The 20,866-nt window shown below is 39.4% G+C and carries 19 protein-coding genes; all 19 read right to left on the minus strand.

The window, feature by feature from the left end; genetic code table 11:
- Window positions 1-125: 125 nt before the first annotated feature.
- The gene (locus LWE_RS13330; protein ID WP_011703303.1) at window positions 126-2,192 is read right to left on the minus strand and encodes a BglG family transcription antiterminator; all 2,067 of its coding nucleotides are present in this window, start codon (window positions 2,190-2,192) and stop codon (window positions 126-128) included.
- Window positions 2,193-2,347: 155 nt separating this feature from the next.
- A complete protein-coding gene (tuf, locus tag LWE_RS13335) occupies window positions 2,348-3,535 on the minus strand; it encodes an elongation factor Tu (protein WP_003723640.1) in 1,188 nt (395 codons plus the stop codon).
- A 108-nt stretch (window positions 3,536-3,643) separates the two neighbouring features.
- Window positions 3,644-5,731, minus strand: a complete 2,088-nt coding sequence (gene fusA / locus LWE_RS13340) for an elongation factor G (protein WP_011703304.1) — start codon at window positions 5,729-5,731, stop codon at window positions 3,644-3,646.
- A 65-nt stretch (window positions 5,732-5,796) separates the two neighbouring features.
- The gene (gene rpsG, locus LWE_RS13345) at window positions 5,797-6,267 is read right to left on the minus strand and encodes a 30S ribosomal protein S7 (RefSeq protein WP_003722012.1); all 471 of its coding nucleotides are present in this window, start codon (window positions 6,265-6,267) and stop codon (window positions 5,797-5,799) included.
- 30 nt (window positions 6,268-6,297) lie between these two features.
- A complete protein-coding gene (gene rpsL / locus LWE_RS13350; protein ID WP_003720973.1) occupies window positions 6,298-6,711 on the minus strand; it encodes a 30S ribosomal protein S12 in 414 nt (137 codons plus the stop codon).
- Between the two features lie 192 nt (window positions 6,712-6,903).
- The gene (locus LWE_RS13355; protein WP_011703305.1) at window positions 6,904-8,301 is read right to left on the minus strand and encodes a deoxyguanosinetriphosphate triphosphohydrolase; all 1,398 of its coding nucleotides are present in this window, start codon (window positions 8,299-8,301) and stop codon (window positions 6,904-6,906) included.
- Between the two features lie 14 nt (window positions 8,302-8,315).
- Window positions 8,316-8,795, minus strand: a complete 480-nt coding sequence (locus tag LWE_RS13360; RefSeq protein ID WP_011703306.1) for a GNAT family N-acetyltransferase — start codon at window positions 8,793-8,795, stop codon at window positions 8,316-8,318.
- Window positions 8,796-8,901: 106 nt separating this feature from the next.
- A complete protein-coding gene (gene rpe / locus LWE_RS13365; protein ID WP_011703307.1) occupies window positions 8,902-9,546 on the minus strand; it encodes a ribulose-phosphate 3-epimerase in 645 nt (214 codons plus the stop codon).
- Window positions 9,543-11,558 carry a transketolase gene (gene tkt, locus LWE_RS13370; protein ID WP_011703308.1) on the minus strand — a complete coding sequence of 672 codons (2,016 nt, stop codon included), beginning with the start codon at window positions 11,556-11,558 and terminating at the stop codon, window positions 9,543-9,545. The genes rpe and tkt overlap by 4 nt, the downstream gene beginning before the upstream one ends.
- Window positions 11,559-11,591: 33 nt before the next feature.
- Window positions 11,592-12,266 (minus strand): ribulose-phosphate 3-epimerase, encoded by a 675-nt coding sequence (locus LWE_RS13375; RefSeq protein WP_011703309.1) that lies wholly within the window; start codon window positions 12,264-12,266, stop codon window positions 11,592-11,594.
- A gap of 8 nt (window positions 12,267-12,274) precedes the next feature.
- The gene (rpiB, locus tag LWE_RS13380; protein ID WP_011703310.1) at window positions 12,275-12,715 is read right to left on the minus strand and encodes a ribose 5-phosphate isomerase B; all 441 of its coding nucleotides are present in this window, start codon (window positions 12,713-12,715) and stop codon (window positions 12,275-12,277) included.
- A gap of 194 nt (window positions 12,716-12,909) precedes the next feature.
- Entirely contained in the window at window positions 12,910-13,941 is a 1,032-nt protein-coding gene (locus LWE_RS13385; protein ID WP_011703311.1) for a zinc-binding dehydrogenase, read from the minus strand.
- Between the two features lies 1 nt (window position 13,942).
- Window positions 13,943-14,995 carry a galactitol-1-phosphate 5-dehydrogenase gene (locus tag LWE_RS13390; protein WP_011703312.1) on the minus strand — a complete coding sequence of 351 codons (1,053 nt, stop codon included), beginning with the start codon at window positions 14,993-14,995 and terminating at the stop codon, window positions 13,943-13,945.
- 36 nt (window positions 14,996-15,031) lie between these two features.
- The gene (locus LWE_RS13395; protein WP_003722022.1) at window positions 15,032-16,303 is read right to left on the minus strand and encodes a PTS galactitol transporter subunit IIC; all 1,272 of its coding nucleotides are present in this window, start codon (window positions 16,301-16,303) and stop codon (window positions 15,032-15,034) included.
- A 59-nt stretch (window positions 16,304-16,362) separates the two neighbouring features.
- Complete coding sequence (locus LWE_RS13400; RefSeq protein ID WP_003722023.1) at window positions 16,363-16,644, minus strand: PTS sugar transporter subunit IIB; 282 nt, start codon at window positions 16,642-16,644, stop codon at window positions 16,363-16,365.
- Window positions 16,645-16,699: 55 nt separating this feature from the next.
- Window positions 16,700-17,167 carry a PTS sugar transporter subunit IIA gene (locus tag LWE_RS13405; protein WP_011703313.1) on the minus strand — a complete coding sequence of 156 codons (468 nt, stop codon included), beginning with the start codon at window positions 17,165-17,167 and terminating at the stop codon, window positions 16,700-16,702.
- A 33-nt stretch (window positions 17,168-17,200) separates the two neighbouring features.
- Window positions 17,201-19,270 (minus strand): BglG family transcription antiterminator, encoded by a 2,070-nt coding sequence (locus tag LWE_RS13410; protein ID WP_011703314.1) that lies wholly within the window; start codon window positions 19,268-19,270, stop codon window positions 17,201-17,203.
- 370 nt (window positions 19,271-19,640) lie between these two features.
- On the minus strand, window positions 19,641-20,453 hold the full coding sequence (locus LWE_RS13415; protein ID WP_011703315.1) for a putative ABC transporter permease: 813 nt from the start codon (window positions 20,451-20,453) through the stop codon (window positions 19,641-19,643).
- Window positions 20,454-20,530: 77 nt separating this feature from the next.
- On the minus strand, window positions 20,531-20,863 hold the full coding sequence (locus tag LWE_RS13420) for an MmcQ/YjbR family DNA-binding protein (RefSeq protein WP_041176455.1): 333 nt from the start codon (window positions 20,861-20,863) through the stop codon (window positions 20,531-20,533).
- Between the last annotated feature and the right edge of the window lie 3 nt (window positions 20,864-20,866).

Consider the following 20,866-nt stretch of genomic DNA (forward strand, 5'->3'; position numbering starts at 1 on the left):
GCTCTGTTTAAAAAAGCCCAATTCCTTTCTTTTCGAAAGTGCAAAGAATAGACTGTTACATTTCGTTGTTAGTAGGCATATAAAAAAGCCAGCGCGGCAACTTAGTGCCCCACTGGCTTTATCGCTTATTTTATTGTTAACATTGCGGCAATTTCTGATGCCGATTCTGCTTGTTCAATCTGCTCAAGCAAGTGATGTTTCATGATCAAATTAGTGAGTTGGCTCAGCGCATTGATATGTGTGTAGGAGTCAATGGAAGCGAGCACAATGATTAATTTAACTTGATCCTTTGCTTTACTTGAAAATGAAACTGGCTGATCTAAACGAAGTAAACTCATTCCAACACGATATGCCCCGTCATCCACCGAAGCATGCGGAAGTGCAATCCCTGGTGCAATAACGATGTAAGGACCCAGTTTTTCAATATTTTCAATCATTGCATGCTGATATTTTCTTGAGATATAACCTTCCTGCTGCAGTGATTCCGAGGCAACATGAATAGCTTCACGCCAATCTGACACACTTTCTTTAAAAGTAATACGTTCTTTAGGTAATAATTCCTCAAGTGTTGGCGATTTTTCTAACTGACTATCCGATTGCACTTGGAATAATACCGATTTTAACTTAGCCGCCAGCTTTTCACGGTCTTCTACTTTCGCATATTGGTCCACAACATCGAGAACGGACGACAACATACGCGCATCTGAATCTTTTTGCAAAATGTGTGGTGCAATTGTCTTCATCAGTTGTTGTTTCTGCGCCTCCGTTAAAATTGGACTCACAATAAAAACAGGTACTTTCGGTTCCATTATTGGCAAAGTAGAAACGATAAAGTCCGGTGTATAAATCCCTTTTTCAAATTCACGAATAGAAATTGGTTCTAGTATTTCTACCCGTTCACCGAGTAACTGTGACAATTGGCGTTCAATCATCCGCGAAGTTCCGACCCCTTTGGAGCAAACAATCAATAGTTTTTTTCGCTCGACCAAAGTATTATTTTTCCGAGAAAGATAGCCACCAAATAGAATCGTTACATACGCTATTTCATCTTCTGGGATGGTTTCACCTAGCAAATCTTCTAGCGGTTCTAATGATTTTTTCGTAATCTCGTAAACGTCGCTATAGCTCTGTTTGATATCTGTTCTGAGCGGATTAATCCATTCAATTTGAAATTTAAGTCGATAATAAGCTGGCTGTAAATGCAGCAATAAATCTTTTTTTAAACTGCTGTGGTCTTCAAAATTCACACATGCGAGACGTTCAAATTCAGCAATGACCTTTTCCACAATGAGTTCTAATTTTCCAGTAGCGGCCGCATCATCATTCAAACGACTTGCTCCAAGCAATAGTTTGCCTAAATAAGTAATTTCCGCATGATTAATCTTAAACTCTTCGTTCTGCTGCAATTGCTGATAAATTTCCTGCGCGATATCAAATGACTCTACTTCATGTTCTTCCGGTTCATTTAAATAACAATCACGTTTCATTCGTTCTTTAAAAAAGAAAATCATAATACCAATTCGTTCCATGACTTCATCTGTGTAACGAATGCCGATTTTTTTCTCCGTTACAACTAAAATTTCAAAAATCGTATCTAAATGCGGAAACAGCTCTTTCTTTTTAATCATTGGATTTATTTTCATTAAATCGAGCAGCTGGTCTGCCGTTGCGATTTCTTCGTTATTCATACAATAATGAATGAAAAATTGGCGGATACTACGCTCATCTCCAAGAACCATATTGCCATTTTTACGATCATAGGCGAGCTCGAGGTTAAATTGTTTAAGTGCTAACTTTAATTGCTTGATATCTTGCAAACTAGTGTTGCGACTAACTTCATTGCATTCATTAATCGTATCAATAATGACTCGAGCATCTGTTACAAGCAGAAAAAATAAAATACGAATGCGGCGTTCACTAGCGGAAAAAACTTTGTGACTTGCTTCCCTATTTTCAATAATATCTTTAATTGTCGATTTTTCTTCTTCTAATAAATAGTACCCTTGTCCGCGAACTGATTGAATGCCATCAAGCCCTATATCGTCTAGTTCTTTATTAATTTTTTCTACATCATATTGTAGTGTTCGTTTGGAAATGCCTAGTTCTTCTTGTAATTTCTCGGGTGCAAGATATACATTCGCCACCACTAGCGATTCGAGTAGCGTCATATTTCTAGCATCAAATTGTACCACTTGGCCTACCTCCTTGATTTCGGTCTAGAAGGTAAAAAGATATGTCTACATTAAGGTTATGCGAAAATATGATATTTTTCAAGTATATTTTTATTTTTGCGTATAAAAAAACCGACAAAGCCAAATGACTTTGTCGGTTTGAATCGTATCAGATATTATTTGCTGATGTTAGAAACAACGCCAGCGCCTACTGTACGTCCGCCTTCACGGATAGAGAATTTAGTACCGTCTTCGATAGCGATTGGTGCAATTAGTTCAACTGCAAGCTCAATGTTATCACCAGGCATTACCATTTCAGTACCTTCTGGAAGTGTAACAATACCAGTTACGTCAGTAGTACGGAAATAGAATTGTGGGCGGTAGTTGTTGAAGAATGGAGTGTGACGTCCACCTTCTTCTTTAGTTAAAACATAAGTTTCAGCTTTGAAGTTAGTGTGTGGAGTAATCGAACCTGGTTTAGCTAATACTTGACCACGTTGGATATCTTCACGAGCAACACCACGTAGAAGTGCGCCAATGTTGTCGCCAGCTTCAGCGTAGTCTAGTAATTTACGGAACATTTCTACTCCAGTTACTACTACTTTTTTGCTTTCTTCTTCAATACCGATAACTTCTACTTCGTCACCAACTTTAACTTGTCCACGTTCAACACGTCCAGTTGCAACTGTTCCACGACCAGTGATTGAGAATACATCCTCAACTGGCATCATGAATGGTTTGTCAGTATCACGTTCTGGAGTTGGAATGTAAGAATCTACAGCTTCCATTAACTCGTCAATTTTAGCTTCCCAGTCAGCTTCACCTTGAAGTGCTTTAAGAGCTGAACCTTTGATTACAGGAATGTCATCGCCAGGGAATTCATATTCAGTTAATAGATCACGAATTTCCATTTCAACTAATTCTAGTAATTCTTCATCGTCAACCATGTCACATTTGTTCATGAATACAACGATGTATGGAACACCAACTTGACGTGAAAGTAAGATATGTTCACGAGTTTGTGGCATTGGGCCATCAGCAGCAGATACTACTAAGATAGCTCCGTCCATTTGTGCAGCACCAGTGATCATGTTTTTAACGTAATCGGCATGTCCTGGGCAGTCAACGTGTGCATAGTGACGGCTGTCAGTTTGATACTCAACGTGAGCAGTAGAGATTGTGATACCACGTTCTCTTTCTTCTGGAGCACCATCAATTTGGTCGTAAGCTTGTGCATCAGCATAGCCTTTTTTAGCAAGTACAGTTGTAATTGCAGCTGTTAAAGTTGTTTTACCATGGTCAACGTGTCCAATAGTACCAATGTTAACATGGGGTTTAGAGCGGTCAAATTTTTCTTTTGCCATTTTAAAATATCCTCCTCGATAATTCAATAATTATTTTTTACTTAGCTTAAATTTAAACTAAATAATACTTCTAACTAAAGTTATACTTGATGTTGCGAAAAAAATCAATTAATCTTCTTTGTTGTTTCCACCATTAGCTTTAATGATTTCTTCAGCAATAGATTTAGGAACTTCTTCATAGTGATCAAATTGCATAGTGTATACACCACGACCTTGCGTACCTGAACGAAGGTGAGTTGCATAACCAAACATGTTTGCAAGTGGTACAAATGCGCGAACAACTTGAGCGTTACCGCGAGCTTCCATACCATCTACACGACCACGACGGGAAGTAATGTTACCCATGATATCACCAAGATATTCTTCTGGGATAACAACCTCTACAGCCATCATTGGCTCAAGGATTACAGGATCACATTTCTTAGCAGCATTACGTAATGCCATTGAAGCAGCCACTTTAAAGGCCATTTCATTGGAATCGACGTCATGGTAAGATCCGTCGTAAAGTTTTGCTTTGATGTCAATCAGTGGGTAGCCTGCAAGTACACCATTATCTAGTGCGCCTTCAAGACCTGCTTGTACAGCTGGGATGTATTCACGAGGAACAACCCCACCAACGATTGCATTTTCAAATTCAAATCCTTTACCTTCTTCGTTTGGTCCGAATTCAATCCAAACGTGCCCATATTGTCCACGTCCACCAGATTGACGTACGAATTTACCTTCAACTTGAGCAGATTTACGGAATGTTTCACGATAAGAAACTTGTGGATCACCAACGTTAGCTTCAACGCGGAATTCACGTCTCATACGGTCAACAAGGATGTCAAGGTGAAGTTCACCCATACCGGAGATAAGAGTTTGGCCAGTTTCTTGGTCAGTTTCAGCACGGAAAGTTGGATCTTCTTCCGCTAGTTTCGCAAGAGCTTGCCCCATTTTATCTTGGTCAGCTTTCGATTTAGGTTCGATAGCGACTTGGATAACTGGTTCTGGGAATTCCATGGATTCTAAGATAATTTGTTCTTTTTCATCACATAAAGTATCCCCAGTAGTTGTATCTTTAAGTCCTACGGCAGCAGCGATATCACCAGCGTATACGATCGAAATCTCTTCACGGTGATTAGCATGCATTTGAAGGATACGTCCAACACGTTCACGTTTACCTTTAGTCGAGTTTTGTACATATGAACCGGAATTCAACGTACCAGAATAAACACGGAAGAAAGTTAAGCGTCCAACATAAGGGTCAGTCATAACTTTGAATGCTAGGGAAGAGAATGGTTCTGAATCGTCAGCGTGACGAGCAGCTTCTTCTCCATCAGGCAATACGCCGTTAATAGCTGGAACATCTGTTGGTGCTGGAAGGTAATCAAGTACTGCATCTAACATTGGTTGAACACCTTTGTTTTTGAATGCTGTACCACAAACTACAGGATAGAACTCAACGTTAAGTGTTCCTTTACGGATACCAGCTTTAAGTTCTTCTTTTGTAATTTCTTCGCCTTCTAGGTATTTCATCATTAGCTCTTCGTCAAGTTCAGCAACTGCTTCCACTAATTTACCGCGGTATTCATCTGCTAAGTCTTTCAGATCAGCTGGAATTTCTTTCACATGAGGGTCATTTCCTAAATCATCTTCGTAATATAATGCGTTCATTTCGATTAAGTCAATGATACCTTCAAATGTATCTTCGGCCCCGATTGGGAGTTGGATTGGGTGCGCGTTGGCAGCCAAACGTTCATGCAAAGTACCTACAGAATATAGGAAGTCTGCGCCGATTTTGTCCATTTTGTTGACGAATACTACACGAGGAACCCCGTAAGTAGTAGCTTGACGCCAAACTGTTTCTGTTTGTGGTTCTACACCAGATTGTGCATCTAGAACCGCAACAGCACCATCAAGTACACGAAGCGAACGTTCAACTTCAACTGTGAAGTCTACGTGTCCTGGTGTATCGATAATGTTTACTCGGTAGCCTTTCCATTGAGCTGTTGTCGCAGCAGAAGTGATAGTAATACCACGTTCTTGCTCTTGCTCCATCCAGTCCATTTGAGAAGCACCTTCATGGGTTTCACCAATTTTGTGAATACGCCCTGTATAGAAAAGGATACGTTCAGTAGTGGTAGTTTTACCCGCATCAATGTGGGCCATAATACCAATATTACGAGTCTTTTCTAAGGAGAACTCTCTAGCCATGTTGTATTTCTCCTTCCATAAAACAATTTTTCAGGCAATAAGCCCGGAATTTGTCAGTGATTTTTTTACCAACGATAGTGAGCGAACGCTCTGTTAGCATCAGCCATTTTGTGTGTATCTTCGCGTTTCTTAACAGAAGCACCAGTATTATTGGCAGCATCCATGATTTCGCGAGCAACACGTACTTCCATTGTTTTCTCTCCACGAAGGCGAGCATAATTTACTAACCAACGAAGACCAAGAGTAGAACGACGGTCAGCACGTACTTCGATAGGTACTTGATAGTTAGCACCACCTACACGGCGAGCTTTAACTTCAAGAAGAGGCATAATGTTCTTCATAGCTTGTTCAAATACTTCCATCGGATCTTTACCAGTTTCTTGTGCAATGATATCGAATGCGGAATATAGGATAGCTTGAGACTTTCCACGTTTTCCGTCAACCATCATTTTATTAATTAAACGAGTTACTAGTTTCGAATTATAAATCGGATCTGGTAACACGTCACGTTTAGCAACAGGACCTTTACGAGGCATCGGATATCCTCCTTTCATATTTTATAAGTATTATTTTTTAGGTTTTTTCGTACCGTATTTAGAACGGCTTTGTCCTCTATTTTCAACACCAGCTGTATCAAGCGCTCCACGAACGATATGATAACGTACCCCTGGTAAATCTTTTACACGTCCACCACGAATAAGAACAACACTATGTTCTTGTAAGTTGTGACCAATACCAGGAATGTAAGCTGTTACTTCAATACCATTACTCAAACGTACACGGGCATATTTACGAAGCGCCGAGTTAGGTTTTTTAGGAGTCATGGTACCAACACGAGTACATACGCCACGTTTTTGCGGAGAGTTAACGTCTGTTAGTTCTCTTTTAAAACTGTTTAGACCCTTGTTCAAAGCAGGTGATGTAGATTTTTTAATTTTAGATTGACGAGGTTTGCGTACTAATTGGTTAATTGTAGGCATGGGATAAATTCCTCCTTCCTTGTTTAGTAGTTCCACACATCCAGGTGGTTCATTTTTTCGGTAAAATAAAATGGCTGTAAGTTCGACCTACAACGCTGTTTTATTTTCAGACCTCTGTTTATAGTAGAGGCACCTTGAATATAGTAACACCTTGACGTTTAGATGTCAAGGTGTTACTTAAAAAATTGTCTATTAGCTTAGTCCATTCAAACGTTGATATAAATCTTTCGCGTAGCTGTCTGTCATACCGCAAATAAAGTCTGTTACAAGTAGCAAGCGCAGATAAAGTTTCATCGTTTCGTTCTCGCCTTCTGCATTTTTTCGGTAGCAGCCTAAGTAGTTGTCGGAAATTAAGGTTAATAGGCGTTTATCTTTGGCTGTCTGGCGCTCCGGGGTTTCGCTATCATAGTAAATCACTGCTGGGATAAACGTTTCAAGCAGTTTGGAAATAATCTCGTTACCAGCGATTTCCGATTCGACGATGCCTTTATCTTGGTAAATATACGTAAATGATAGACTCTGTAAAATTTGCACGAGTTGTTCGGCGCTTGAAGCATCGATGAGTGAGTCGTTGAATGTCCCTGCCATGATGGCGTCGTAGTTCGCGTAAAACACTTCAAGTGAGCGATTGATTAATTGACCACGAACATTCGATGCTAGCCATTGTTGCACGATGAAGCTTTCTTCTTGCCCTTCGTATCGCTCGCTTTTTTTCTTCAGCTCGTTGTAACATGCGGCAGTCACTTTATTATGCTCTTCTACTTCTTCAAAACCTTTTAATATTTGCGTGATGTTGACGATGCCTTTTTTCACACCGTCTTCTAAATCAGCATTTAAGTAAGCAATGTCATCCGCTACTTCTAGTAAATAAGTGAGTGGATGGCGGTTATCAAGAGCTTCTGTGGCTGTCGTTATTTCATTAAAAAGAGATTCATCCGCGTAAAAATAGCCCAATTTTTTACTTTTGATTTGTTTTTTATTTACTTTTAAGGAAGAAACTGGGTATTTAATGACTGCATTTAAGGTTGCAAATGTTAGATTCAAGCCGTATTGGTCGAAAAGATAATGCAGTTTTGAAACTACACGTAGCACTTGCGCATTACCTTCAAAGTAGTAAAAGTCTTCTTTCATTTGTGGTGTTAAAATTTCTGCTAAACTTTTATTTTTATATGTGATGGTCGCTAAATTATCGCGGAACCACTCACGGATGCTTTCTTCCCCAAAATGACCGAACGGCGGATTGCCCATATCGTGTAAAAGCCCTGCACAAGCAAGGATTTCTGGAATCTTGTCCGCATGATCTTTTGTAAAGTCTTCATCTAGGTTTTCTTCTTGTATTGTGTGTGTAACCATGTTCCCCATTGATTTTGCGATTGTACTTACTTCCATTGAATGCGTTAGCCGCGTACGAACAAAATCACTTTTTTCTAGTGGAAACACTTGGGTTTTATCTTGTAAACGCCGAAATGATGCACTCATAACAATACGTTGAAAGTCATTTTCAAAAGCGCTACGTACATCAGTATTTTTGGAACGAGTGACACCAGATTCGCGGCGACGTTTGTCATTTAATAGTTTATCCCATTTCATTTAAATCCCATCCTTTATAGGTTGCTTAATTTTTCTATTTCGGTTTTAGATAGCCTATGTACTGTCCATTCCGACATTTTTTCTGCCCCCATTTTTTCGTAAAAATCCATGCCTGATTTGTTTTCATTTAAGCACCACCACTCAAATCTGCCGCAATCTCGTTCTAAGGCAAGTTTGGATAAATAGCTAAAAAAAGCTGTGCCGAATCCTCTTCCGCGCATTTCTGGAATAATGTAGAGGTCTTCTAAATACAAACCTTTTTTACCAAGTAATGTGGAAAAATTATGGAAAAAGAGAGCGAAACCAACTGGCTTATTTTGATATTCAGCAATAATTACTTCGGCTGATTTTTCTTGAAAAAGGGCTTTGTGTAAGCCAGATTCTGTTGCTACTACATCTTTTTCAATACCTTCATATGTTGCAAGTTCTGTAATAAAACGAAGAATTAACTTCGTGTCTTGTTCTGTTCCGTTTCGAAATATTAGTTGTGTCATTTATCTCTTCCTTTATGTGGTCGTATTAATTTAAGTATAAGCTAGTGCGATGGATGTATCAATAAAAAAACTAGGCGCTTTTTAGGCAACCTAGTTTTTCTGTAATTTATTTTTTCAAGCCTTGGACACAGGCTGCTTTATCATTTGCTCCAAAGAAGTATGATCCTGCAACAAGGATATCTACCCCAGCTTGTTTACATTTTTCTGCGGTCTCAGCATTTATTCCACCGTCCACTTCGATAACATAGCTACCATGATTTTCACGGCGCCAATTATCCAGATAGCACATATTTTGGATTGTTGAATCAATAAACGCCTGCCCACCAAAACCAGGATTGACCGTCATTTGTAAAACTAAATCTACATCTGCTAAAATGGCGTCCAATACACTCGCCGGTGTTCCCGGATTAAGTACGACTCCCGCTTTACAGCCGGCTGCTTTAATTTGTTGAATGACGCGGTGAATGTGCGGTGCCGCTTCAATGTGTACGGAAATGATGTGCGCCCCAGCCGCCGCGAATTTTTCAATATAGTTTTCTGGATTTGAAAGCATTAAGTGCACATCAAGTGGAATAGTGGCTGTTTTCCCAATTTGCTCCACCATATCTATTCCAAACGTCAAATTAGGAACAAAATGTCCATCCATAACATCGATATGAAGATAGTCAGCTCCTGCGTGTTCTGCTTCTTTAATAGAAGTTTCCATATTCATATAATCAGCTGCAAGCAAAGATGGCGCTACGAATGTCATACGCGTATACCAGCTTTCGCAATCACGGCTTCCACACGATTTGCCACATTTTCAGGCGTGAATCCGTAAGCGTTAAATAAATCTTTTGCTGGAGCCGATGCGCCGAAATGATCGATTCCAAGCATATCGCCTTCTGATCCAATATATTCTTTCCATCCAAATGTTGCTCCAGCTTCAATCGCAAATCTTGCTGTTACTTCTTTTGGTAAAATGCTTTCTTTATAAGTATCAGTGGTTTTTTCAAAGCGTTCCCAACTTGATAAACTGACAACGGAAACGTCTATTTCTTTTTTCGCAAGTTCGGCTTTCGCTTCAATTGCAAGGGACACTTCTGAACCTGTTGCGATAATGATAGCGTCTGGTTTGGAACTATTTGCTGGTGCGACAATGTAGGCACCTTTTTCAACACCTGCATCTACTTCTTCTTGTGCGTTTTCAAGTACCGGTAAGTCTTGGCGTGATAACACAAGGGCAATGGGACCGCTTGTGTTGGTGGCAGCAATTTCCCAAGCAGCGCGAGTTTCTTTGGCATCGGCCGGACGAATAACTGTTAAGCCTGGCATCGCACGAAGCGAGGCTAGTTGTTCGATTGGTTCGTGTGTCGGGCCGTCTTCACCAACAGCAATACTATCATGCGTGAATACATAGGTTACTGGAAGGTGCATTAAAGCTGCCATTCTCATTGCTGGACGGACATAGTCTGAAAATACGAAGAAGGTGGAGCCAAATACTCGTAAACCGCTATGAAGAGCCATTCCGTTTAACATAGCTCCCATCGCAAATTCACGCACACCGAACCAGATATTTTTACCAGCTGGGTCTTGAATGCTGTATGCTGGACTCGCATCAATAAAGGTTTTATTCGAGCAACCTAGGTCAGCCGATCCGCCGAAAAGTTCTGGTAATTTAGCTGCAATGGCATTAATCATTTTACCTGAAGCAGAGCGTGTTGCTACATTTGTACCTGCTTCGAAAGTTGGCAAATTCGCATTCCAGTCTGCTGCAACCTCTCCCGCTATCACGCGGTCTAGCTGTCTTCGAAGTTCTGGGAATTCTTTTTTGTAATTAGCGAGCATCGTGTTCCAAGCGCCCTCTAGTTTTTCTCCGCGTGCTTTGTAGTTTCTTAAGTAATCACGAACTTCTGCTGGTACCGTGAAAGGTTCTTCTGTCCAGTCATAATGTTCTTTCGCACCATTCGCTTCTTTTTCACCAAGTGGGGCGCCGTGACTTGCGGAGCTACCTGCTTTTGTTGGTGCCCCGTAACCAATGACTGTTTTCACTTCAATTAGTGTTGGTTTCGATGTTTCTAATTTTGCTTGAACAATTTTTTCTTGAATAGCTGCTAAATTATTGCCATCTTCTACGCGTAAAACTTGCCAACCGTATGCACGGAAACGCTCTGCTGCATCTTCACTGAAGGTCGCACTTAAATCGCCATCTAAACAAATATCATTGGAATCATATAATACAATTAATTTTCCAAGTCCTAAATGTCCCGCTAGTGATGCCGTTTCTGAGGCTACACCTTCCATCAAGTCCCCGTCACCACAAATCGCATAGGTATAATGATCAACAATCGGGTAATTGGGCTGATTGTATTGCGCGGCCAAATGGGATTCCGCAAGCGCCATACCAGCAGCCATACCAATTCCTTGTCCGAGAGGCCCGCTTGTTGCATCCACACCAGCAGTCCAACCAAATTCAGGGTGTCCTGGTGTTAAACTATCTAATTGACGGAACTGTTTTAAGTCTTCCATTTTCACATCATAACCAAATAAATGCAGCATACTATAAAGCAATGCGGACCCATGCCCTGCTGATAAAACAAATCGGTCACGGTTAAACCATGCTGGATTGGCTGGGTTAAACACTAAATGTTTCGCAAACAACATGTATGCCATTGGCGCCGCTCCCATTGGCATACCCGGGTGGCCCGAGTTGGCTTTCTCAATCATATCAATCGATAACGAACGAATCGTGTCTACTGCTTGTCTATCTAATGTCTTTTTCAAAACGGTCATCTCCCTTAAATTCTTTGTGCTTTATTACACATATTTTTCTACATCGGACCAAATATGCACCAATCTTTCTGCATAACTTGTTTGATCTCGGTTATGAAATAGCGCCGATGTTCCAAGTACATAAATATCTGGTAAACAGTCTCGCATCAAGCCTACTGTTTCTTTATTAATATTCCCATCCACTTCGATGAGCGGTACATGCACTTTTCCAGCTAATTTTGCTTTTAAATCATGCAATTTTTGTAATACGTCTGTTTGAAATTTTTGTCCTGCAAAGCCCGGGTTTACTGTCATCATTAACACCATTTCCACCTCATCTAAATAAGGATAAATGGCTTCGATAGGAGTTTCTGGATTTATCGCGATAGATGGTTTAACGTTGTAAGAGCGAATCTTCCGAATGACTTCTGACACATCATCTGCTACTTCTACATGAAAAGAAATATATTCCGGTTTCACAGGGCCAAACATGTCGATATATTTAAGTGGGGTAATCGTAGCCAAATGTATGTCTAATGGGATTTCTGTGTTGTTTCGCACTATTTCCAAATATTCCGGACCGAGCGCAAGATTATTCACATATACACCGTCCATCACATCACAGTGTAGTAGTTCCACGCCAGCAGTTTCGAGGCGCCGGAGCTCGTCACCTAAATGTAGTTGGTCTGCACACATAATCGAAGCGGCTATTTTACTCATATTCATCCTCACTTTCTTTCAAGTTCAGTAATTTTATCCAAGCGGCGTTTATGGCGGTCACCTGCAAATGATGCCTCAAGCCAAGTATCCACGAGCAAAAGCGCTAATCCTTCGCCGATAACACGTTCGCCTAGGCAAAGAATATTGCTATTATTATGTTCTCTTGTAGCACGTGCTGAAAAAGTATCAGAAACTACTGCAGCACGGATTCCATCCACTTTGTTTGCAGCAATACTCATACCAATTCCAGTCCCACAGCATAAGATACCGAGTTCAGACTGGCCACTTACTACTTGATTCGCAACTTCTTCTGCATAAGAAGGAAAATCAACACTTTCGTCTGTATATGTCCCTATATCAACGACATCAATATTTTTTTCACGTAAATGTTTCACAATGGCATCTTTTAGCCTACGTCCGCCGTGATCACAACCAATTGTTAATTTCATTTAATTTCACCTTCATTAATAGATTTTTTTCTTTTAACGTCTTATAATGAAATGGAACCGAGAACATACGCGAATATGTTCTCGGCTCATTTCTAAGGATGACTACTGTAAAACATCTGAGCCCGAGAAGCTTTGGATTCGTTTGCACGGTTATCCTTTTTTTGATGTTTTTTCATACAGCCCATCCTCCATTATTAAGATTTCACTAATACTTTAATTTCATTTCCTGCCATAACTGCCTCGAAAGCCTCGCGCCAGTCATCTAAACCATATACTTTTGTAATCATTTTATCTGTATTAATCTTGCCATTTGCCAGTAAGTCAAGCGCTAAAATCCAAGAAGAAGGTTTTTGGGAACGACTACCGATATAAGCAATTTCACGTTGGATAATAGATTCTTCATCAATTGCATTTTTCTTTTCAGCAAAAAGTCCTACTTGAACGAAATCGCCTTTTTTCTTTGTTAGAGGTAATCCTTGATTTACAGCGGGTACTGCACCAGAACAATCAAATACGCGTTCAGCTCCGTAACCGTCTGTCATACCCAACACAACTTCGGCTAAGTCTTCTTTTAAAGTATCAACAATCCGGTCTATTCCAAGTTCTTTTGCTAAACGTAAGCGGTCGCTATCTTTGGTAATTCCTGCCATAATCACCGTCGCCCCTTGCGCTTTTACAACTTGAGCTAGTAATAAGCCAATTGGACCTGGTCCGAAAACAAGTACTGTATCATCCGGACGAATCGTTGTTTTTTCAAGCGCTGAATGCACACAACATGCAAGCGGTTCTGTCAGTGCTGCCGCTTCAAGCGAAATACGTTCATCAAGCACATGACAACTTTCCTCGCGTGATAAAACAAATTCTGCAAAACTACCATTTGCTTGCGTACCAATGCCGCGACGATTGCTACATAAATTGTAATCATGTTCTTTACAATAAATACATTCCCCACAAGTTTCAAAAGTTGTTTCACTTGTGACACGGTCTCCCACTTTGATACTCGTTACATCTGGTCCAACTTCGACAACGACACCAGAAAATTCATGTCCAAGTGTGACGGGCGTTGTTGGATTTTTGTATTCACCTTTAAATGTATGGATATCTGATCCGCAAATACCAGTAAATGCTACTTTGATTTTTACTTTGTCGCCATAAACTTGTGGTTCTTCCACATCTTTTAGCTCCATTTGATCATATCCAGGATTGGTTTTTACTACTGCTTTCAAATTAATCGTCACCTTTCTGTGGCAATATCATCACTTTGTTATAATCATGCTCTCTTGAAAGAATCATATCAAAAGCTTCTTTCGTTTCTTCTAGTTTATAACGATGCGAAATTAGAGGTTTCAGTTTAATTCGACCTTGTTTCACAAATTCAATCGACGTACGCCATTCCTCACCAGGAAAAGGTGCCGAATAAGAATTCCAAAAACCTTTAAGTGTTAGTTCACGTCTAAAAATATTTTCAAAAGCTTCCTCATGTAAAAGCACATCTGCGTAAGCTATTCCTAGAAAACCAACTTTACCTTTTTTCTTCGTTACAAGAAGGCATTGTTCTTGCGTTATTTTTGAACCAGCACACTCAATCGCGATATCTGCACCAAGACCATTTGTATAAGCAAAAACGCGTTCTTTCAAATCTTCATTTTTAGGATTAATGGTATATTTACAACCAAATTCGCGCGCATCTGCTAATTTTTTATCACTAATGTCTACGGCGATAATATCTTTCACGCCTGCAAGAAGTAAGCATTGTACAACTAGAATCCCGATGGTTCCAATGCCGAATACAACGACTGTATCACCAAGTCTCGGCTCAATGCCAAGTACCCCGTGCATTGATACAGCAAGTGGTTCAATCATGGCGCCTTCCTCAAAATCAAGGTCACCGATAGAAATAACATTGTCCGCTTTCATAACAACATTCTCAGCAAATCCGCCGTGGAAATGTGATCCCACCATTCGGTAGTTATCGCATAATGCGAAGTCACCAGCTTTACAATAATTACATTTCATACATGGCTCAAGCGGAATTCCTGCGACCCGGTCGCCGATAGCTACATTTGTTACTTCACTACCAATTTCCGTAATTACACCAGAAAATTCATGCCCCATTACAGCAGGCAGTGGATATTTCCAGCGTGTCTGCATTTTATGGATATCTGATCCACATATTCCAACTGCTTTTACCTCGACACGCACTTGATCTTTCCCACAAATCGCTTCGTCAATTTGTTCTGTTTTTATTACATTATTTTCGTATAACACAGCTGCTCGCATGTTACTATCACCTCTTCTATATCATTAAGACAAAACTTAGAAAATAGCTGCCCAAGCTTGAGAGAATTTAAGAATAACCCAGTTAAAGAAGTTACCACCCATATCAAGTGTACTAACTTGTGTTGCTCCTTTAGGGAATTCGTAAACACCTTTCATCATTTCTGTATGCACAAGGCCGAAGTCAGTTGCCATAAGAAGTGCTAGCGCAATAACTACAGTTCCAGCTAAAACAGAGTGAAGAATGTTACCTTTACGAGATGCTACTACAAATGATACGTAAAATGGAATAGTTGCCAAGTCACCAAAAGGAAGTACTTTGTTACCAGGAATGATAACCGCTAAGAAAAGAGTGATTGGAACAAGGATTAAACCAGTAGAAATATTCGCTGGGTGACCGATTGAAAGTGCTGCATCAAGACCGATATAAAGTTCGCGACCTTTGAAACGAGATTTCATGAATTCACGAGCAGATTCTGAAATTGGAATTAAACCTTCCATTAAAATTTTAACCATACGAGGCATTAAGAACATTACCGCACCCATGGACATACCAAGTTGAGCGACAGCACCAACATCATAGCCTGCAAGAATACCAATTGCGATACCTAGAATAAGACCCATCATCATTGGTTCCCCGAAAATACCAAAACGTTTTTGAATAGTTTCAGGGTCAACGTGGATGTTTTTAATACCAGGGATTTTAGCGATTAGCCAACCAACTGGAATACCGATGAAACCGAATGCTGCTGTAGAACCTGTTGGTAAGGAGATCCCTTTTAAGCCGTAAAATTCTTCTACCATAGGTTGTGTTCTGTCTGCCATCCAAAGAACAGCAACTTCATAGATGATTGCACAAAGAATCGCGAACCACCAGTTACCACCAGTTACGATATAACCAGTTGCACCTGCTGCGATAAAATGCCAGTAGTTCCAAATATCAATATCCAGTGTTTTTGTAACTTTGAAGAAAATAAGTGCTAAGTTGACTACCAAACAAATTGGAATTAAAATCGCTGCGACTGGAGAAGCCCATGAAGCCGCGGCTGCTGCTGGCCAACCTGCATCAATAATTGTTAAATTCAGTCCAAAACGCTCAACCATTTGTTGCGCTGCTGGACCTAAGTTACTAGATAGTAAACTAATAACAAGGTTAATACCTACAAACCCGATACCAATTGTAATCGCTGAACGAAGCGCTTTCTTTGCTGGTACTCGGAAAATTAATGCAATAAAGAAAATCATAATAGGCAAAATAACTGTAGGTCCCAAGTTTAAAACATACTGTACTCCTGACAGAAGTGTATCCATTTAATATTTCCTCCTTTTTCTCTGTTTCATGCTAATTGTTAAACTCCCTTGCCGAGCCTTTATTTAAGGTGCGCAAGTATTTCTTCATCAAGCTCTTCCATACCCATACCAGTGATGTAAGAAGTTGCAATAATAGCTGGAATTTTGTAAGTTGTTGGTAAAATAGTCGTTGATACGATTAAATCTGCTCCATCTTGCATCGATGCCGCTTCTGAAATTTTAATTTGTTTTACTTCTGCATCCACATTGTTTTCTTTCACCAAACGTTCTACTCTGTCCGTTACTACTGTTGATGTTGCAATTCCTGCTCCACAAGCTACCAAAATTTTAAATTGTCCCATGATAAATTCCTCCTAATTAATTGCTGCGATTTTCGCGGCTAATTTTCCTGTTTTTTTAAACGGTAATTGTTTCTAAAATTTGTTTTACTTCGTCTTCATCTTTCGCTCGGAGTAATGCAGCTACATTGTCTTTATCCTGAATCGTCCCCATCAATTGCTGAAGTACCGCGAGCTGGCTGTGAGGTTCATTTAGTCCGAGTACGAAAATTAAATTCGCTTCAACCGTTTGACCAGCATCTTCCATTAATTTAAATGGAATACCGCCATCTTTCACAGTGATTACGGCGATAAATTGTTCCGTAACGCATTCTGGATCCGTGTGCGGCAATGCCACGCCGTATCCATCTAATTTTAGCCCCGTTGGAAAGGTTTGTTCACGGTCAGTTAGCCTTGTTAAAAAGTCATCCGTCACATACCCTTCAGACTTTCCACTTTCTGCGACCATTTGGAATAGGTCTTCTTGTTTCTCGATATCCGATTGAACCCAAACCATTCCTTTTTTCAAAAATTGTACTAAATCCATTACGAAATCCTCCTGTAATTCTTTCTGACTTCTCTACATTGTCTTTTTTGTTTCCAAGTCCGTGAAGTTTTTAATTATTTGGTGCATTTCTTCTGTGTTCTTGGCATCCGCAAGTTTTTTCAGTTCTTTTTTGTTCTCCGATAATTCCATCAATTGTAGTAAAGCTGTGAAGTGAGCGTTTTTATCTACGGCTGCAATGACGACGATAAAATGTAGTTCTTTACCGCCCTCGAGTGGTAAACCTTCTTCCAGATAAAGCAAGCTCATTCCGAGGCTATTTACTCCTTTTTCCGTTTCAGCATGAGGGATAGCTATGGTATTACGGAGAATGATGTTCATAATCGGTGCTGGATATTGCCGTTTCATTTCTTCCACATAAGTAAGTTCTACCACTCCCGCTGAAAGTAATGGTAAAGCCGCATGATAAATTGCCTCGTGCCAGTCTTTCACTGATTTCTTCCGCGTAATCCGCGTTACTTCAAGTAAATCTGCAAGAGTGCTTTTGCCTGAATGGTTAGATGTATTTTCTTCTGGAACCGGTATTAAATACTCTGCTAAAACTTTTTCAAGACGAGCAGGATCTTTAATATCAGCAAATTTTGATATAGTTTTCATTAATTGATCAACGCTGATATTCACCTCATCCACTAAGTAAACAGACCGCATCACCCGGCGTCTAAGCTCCAAGCGTTCTTTTCCATCCATCAATTGGTTGATTAAGAAAAATTTCTTATCAGTTGAAAGTGGCACTGCGGAAAACACAATGTCATATCCTAACTTTGTTTGCTCAAATTCTCGAATCGACATTGCTTGATAAAAAAATATTTCCGGAAAAAGACTGCGTAATGTTTTTTCCATCAACCTCGAAATCGACAACCCATTTGGACAAACCACCACTGCTTTTAATCTTGTTTGTAATTTCTCCGTGGATTCGATTAAATGTCCTCCAATGAAAAGTGTAATAAAAATACTTTCATTTTCGGGAACCTTGCTACCAATAAAACGTTCTAATGGCATGAGCGACTCTTTTACGATGTAATGCACGGCTTGGAATTCTTGATCAATCTTGTCTAAAATACTGTAATCTGTTGTAAGATGATACTTAATTCGATAATACGCAGGTTTAATATGTGCAAATAATTTTTCAAGTAACGATTCTTTGTCTACTAGTTGAATACAAGCCTTTTTCTCAAATTCACTTAGAACTTGTTCTAGTGCCAGCCTTAACTTATGCGTTTCCTCCGATTTCAAATATTGTTTTGGAAGCACATTCGAAGTTAAAAGTTGTAACGTAATATACATTCGTTCTGCTTCTGGCATATTAGGCTCTTCTTCAATAAAAATTTCTGCTGCTCCGTATTCCCGAGTATCTGACAATTCATTGTAGTCAATCAGGAAAGATGTCGTAATTGTTTGCCCCTTCTTCATCCGTCGAAATACAGCTTCCAGAATGTAAGGTAGTATTTGCATTTTATTGTCAATAAAATGCAAATTCAGATGATGCTCCACTTGCTCCAATTTTTCCCGGAGGTCTTTAATTCTCGCTTCCTCCACTTGCATGAAATCCTGCAAATACTCTTCGCCGCCAAAACTCTCTATAATGTGTTCTGCCGCATAAATGAGTGCCGTTCGCTGGTTCCACTCATCCCCGTCGATTAAATAACCACGCATTCGCGAATATTTCACTTCGAGATTAAATTTATCGAGTGTTTTTTGTACCAGCTTCAAGTCTCGTAATACGGTGTTCTTACTCACCTCCAGCTCGCTTATAAAATGATTAAGGGATAACTCTTCATTTCCTGTTGTTAACATGAGGATGATTAAACTAGCACGTTCCTTTTCTGACGGGATGTACCAATCTGTTTTTTCGCCATCTTCCTCACCAATGATTTGAAACAGGTCAGGTTCTACGATAAATCGACCATTTGCCGCTCGGTGAATCTTTGGGTAGGTTTGTTCTTCTAGCCAATTGTTAATTTTTTGGAAACTATAGTCGACTTGTCTTCGAGTTAAACCGAATTTTGCTTGTAAGTTCGTACTCGATGTGTCAGGATGTCGTAAAAGTTCTTTTAAAAGTGAATTACTTCTCTCATCCAAATACATGTAAGTTCCCTCCTGTTCGTTTTAATTATAAATCTAATTTCAGCAAAAATGTACACGCTTTCATCCCAATAACTTGCGGAAAGAATGTACATCATTGGGCTTTACTTGTGACTTTTTTAACAAACCCTCTATGTGTAAATAAATAATTATTGTCTGTAAAGCTTGCTCTATAGTGTATTTGGTAAACTTTTTTATGAGGTGTAAAATCTGCTTTGAAACAAAAATGAGAATGAAGTTAGGCAGTTTTGCGGGGAGTTGTTTCTTCTTAATCATACAAAAGATGGACTGTTCTTTCTATACGTTTTGTAAAAAATAGCGCAAAAAAAGACACAAATGATAAAAAATACCATTTGTGTCATGTTCAATAGATTTATTTTCTTTTTTGTTTATCGACCTTAAGTAAGCTTTTGTTGAAATTTTTAAATGGCGCCCCACGTTTTACTTTCATTTTTGGGAATGACTGGAGCATCCGCCGTTCATTAAATTTAAGTTTGCGCATACTAGCAGCAAGTTCTTTATCTTGTTTATGTTTTGCTTCGATTTCAGCAATTTTCATATCCACATTTTCTTGTCTTTTCAAAAGACCTTCTTCAAATTCTTTCGCACGTTCTTTTACGCTTGCTCTTAATTCAGTTGCTTGTGCATTGAGTTTTTCATTAAATTCAGCAAGTGCTTTTTGGAATGATAGCATACTTGTGACAGATTTGATGGTATCGACGAGCATAATAACAACGATGAGCATAGGAATAATCCAGCCGCCCCAGCTTAAAACCCAATCTGCAAATTCAGTAACAAGTGGGTGCAAAAAGCGGACAACGATAATACATGCAAAGCCCCAAAAAATCGAAATCGGTAAGCAAATCCGTCCTTTTACATTCAGTGGCCAATTATGATAATCCCACCATGTTGTATGGAATAATGCTTCTAGAATGGTTGCAGTTACATACTCAATTACCGTACAAATAATCATAGAAAAAATAAATAAGGCCCATAAGTTGTTTTGAAACGGTAAAATCATCATTAATACTGCTGTTACTCCAAAACCATAAATAGGACAATACGGTCCGTAAAGAAACCCCCGATAAACTAACTTCTTCTCTGAAATCGAGCAAAAAACTTCTTCCCAAGCCCATCCCAGAACAGAATAAATGAAGAAGTATAGGATAAACATATTAATATCCATCTTTTCATCTCCTTTTTGTTTTTCTTTTCACAATCTATTTTATTATAACAGAAATAAGAACTTTTCAACTACATAAGTCAAAAAGTTCCTAGTTCCTTTTGTTTATATTTGGGCAGCTTATTTTTCGCTTCAACGTAAGCATGATGAATTAGCGAGCGAATCAAGTCTTTATCTTGCTCTTCTTCTAGTAAAACAGAAATCCAAATCCTTTTATTCATGTAATAACCTGGTACAATAGCAGGGTTTCCCGCGCGAAGTTGTTCACTTTTTTCGGCATCACACTTCAATGTTAAAATCGGTTTTCCTTCTTTATTCGTTCCTTGCATCACCATTAGCTGATCTAACACATGGTAACGTTCAGCTCCCCACTCCTCTTTAAACGAATACTGAACACCTTTAAGATTAGTCATTTC

Source organism: Listeria welshimeri serovar 6b str. SLCC5334, assembly GCF_000060285.1.
In the GTDB taxonomy this organism is placed as follows: domain Bacteria; phylum Bacillota; class Bacilli; order Lactobacillales; family Listeriaceae; genus Listeria; species Listeria welshimeri.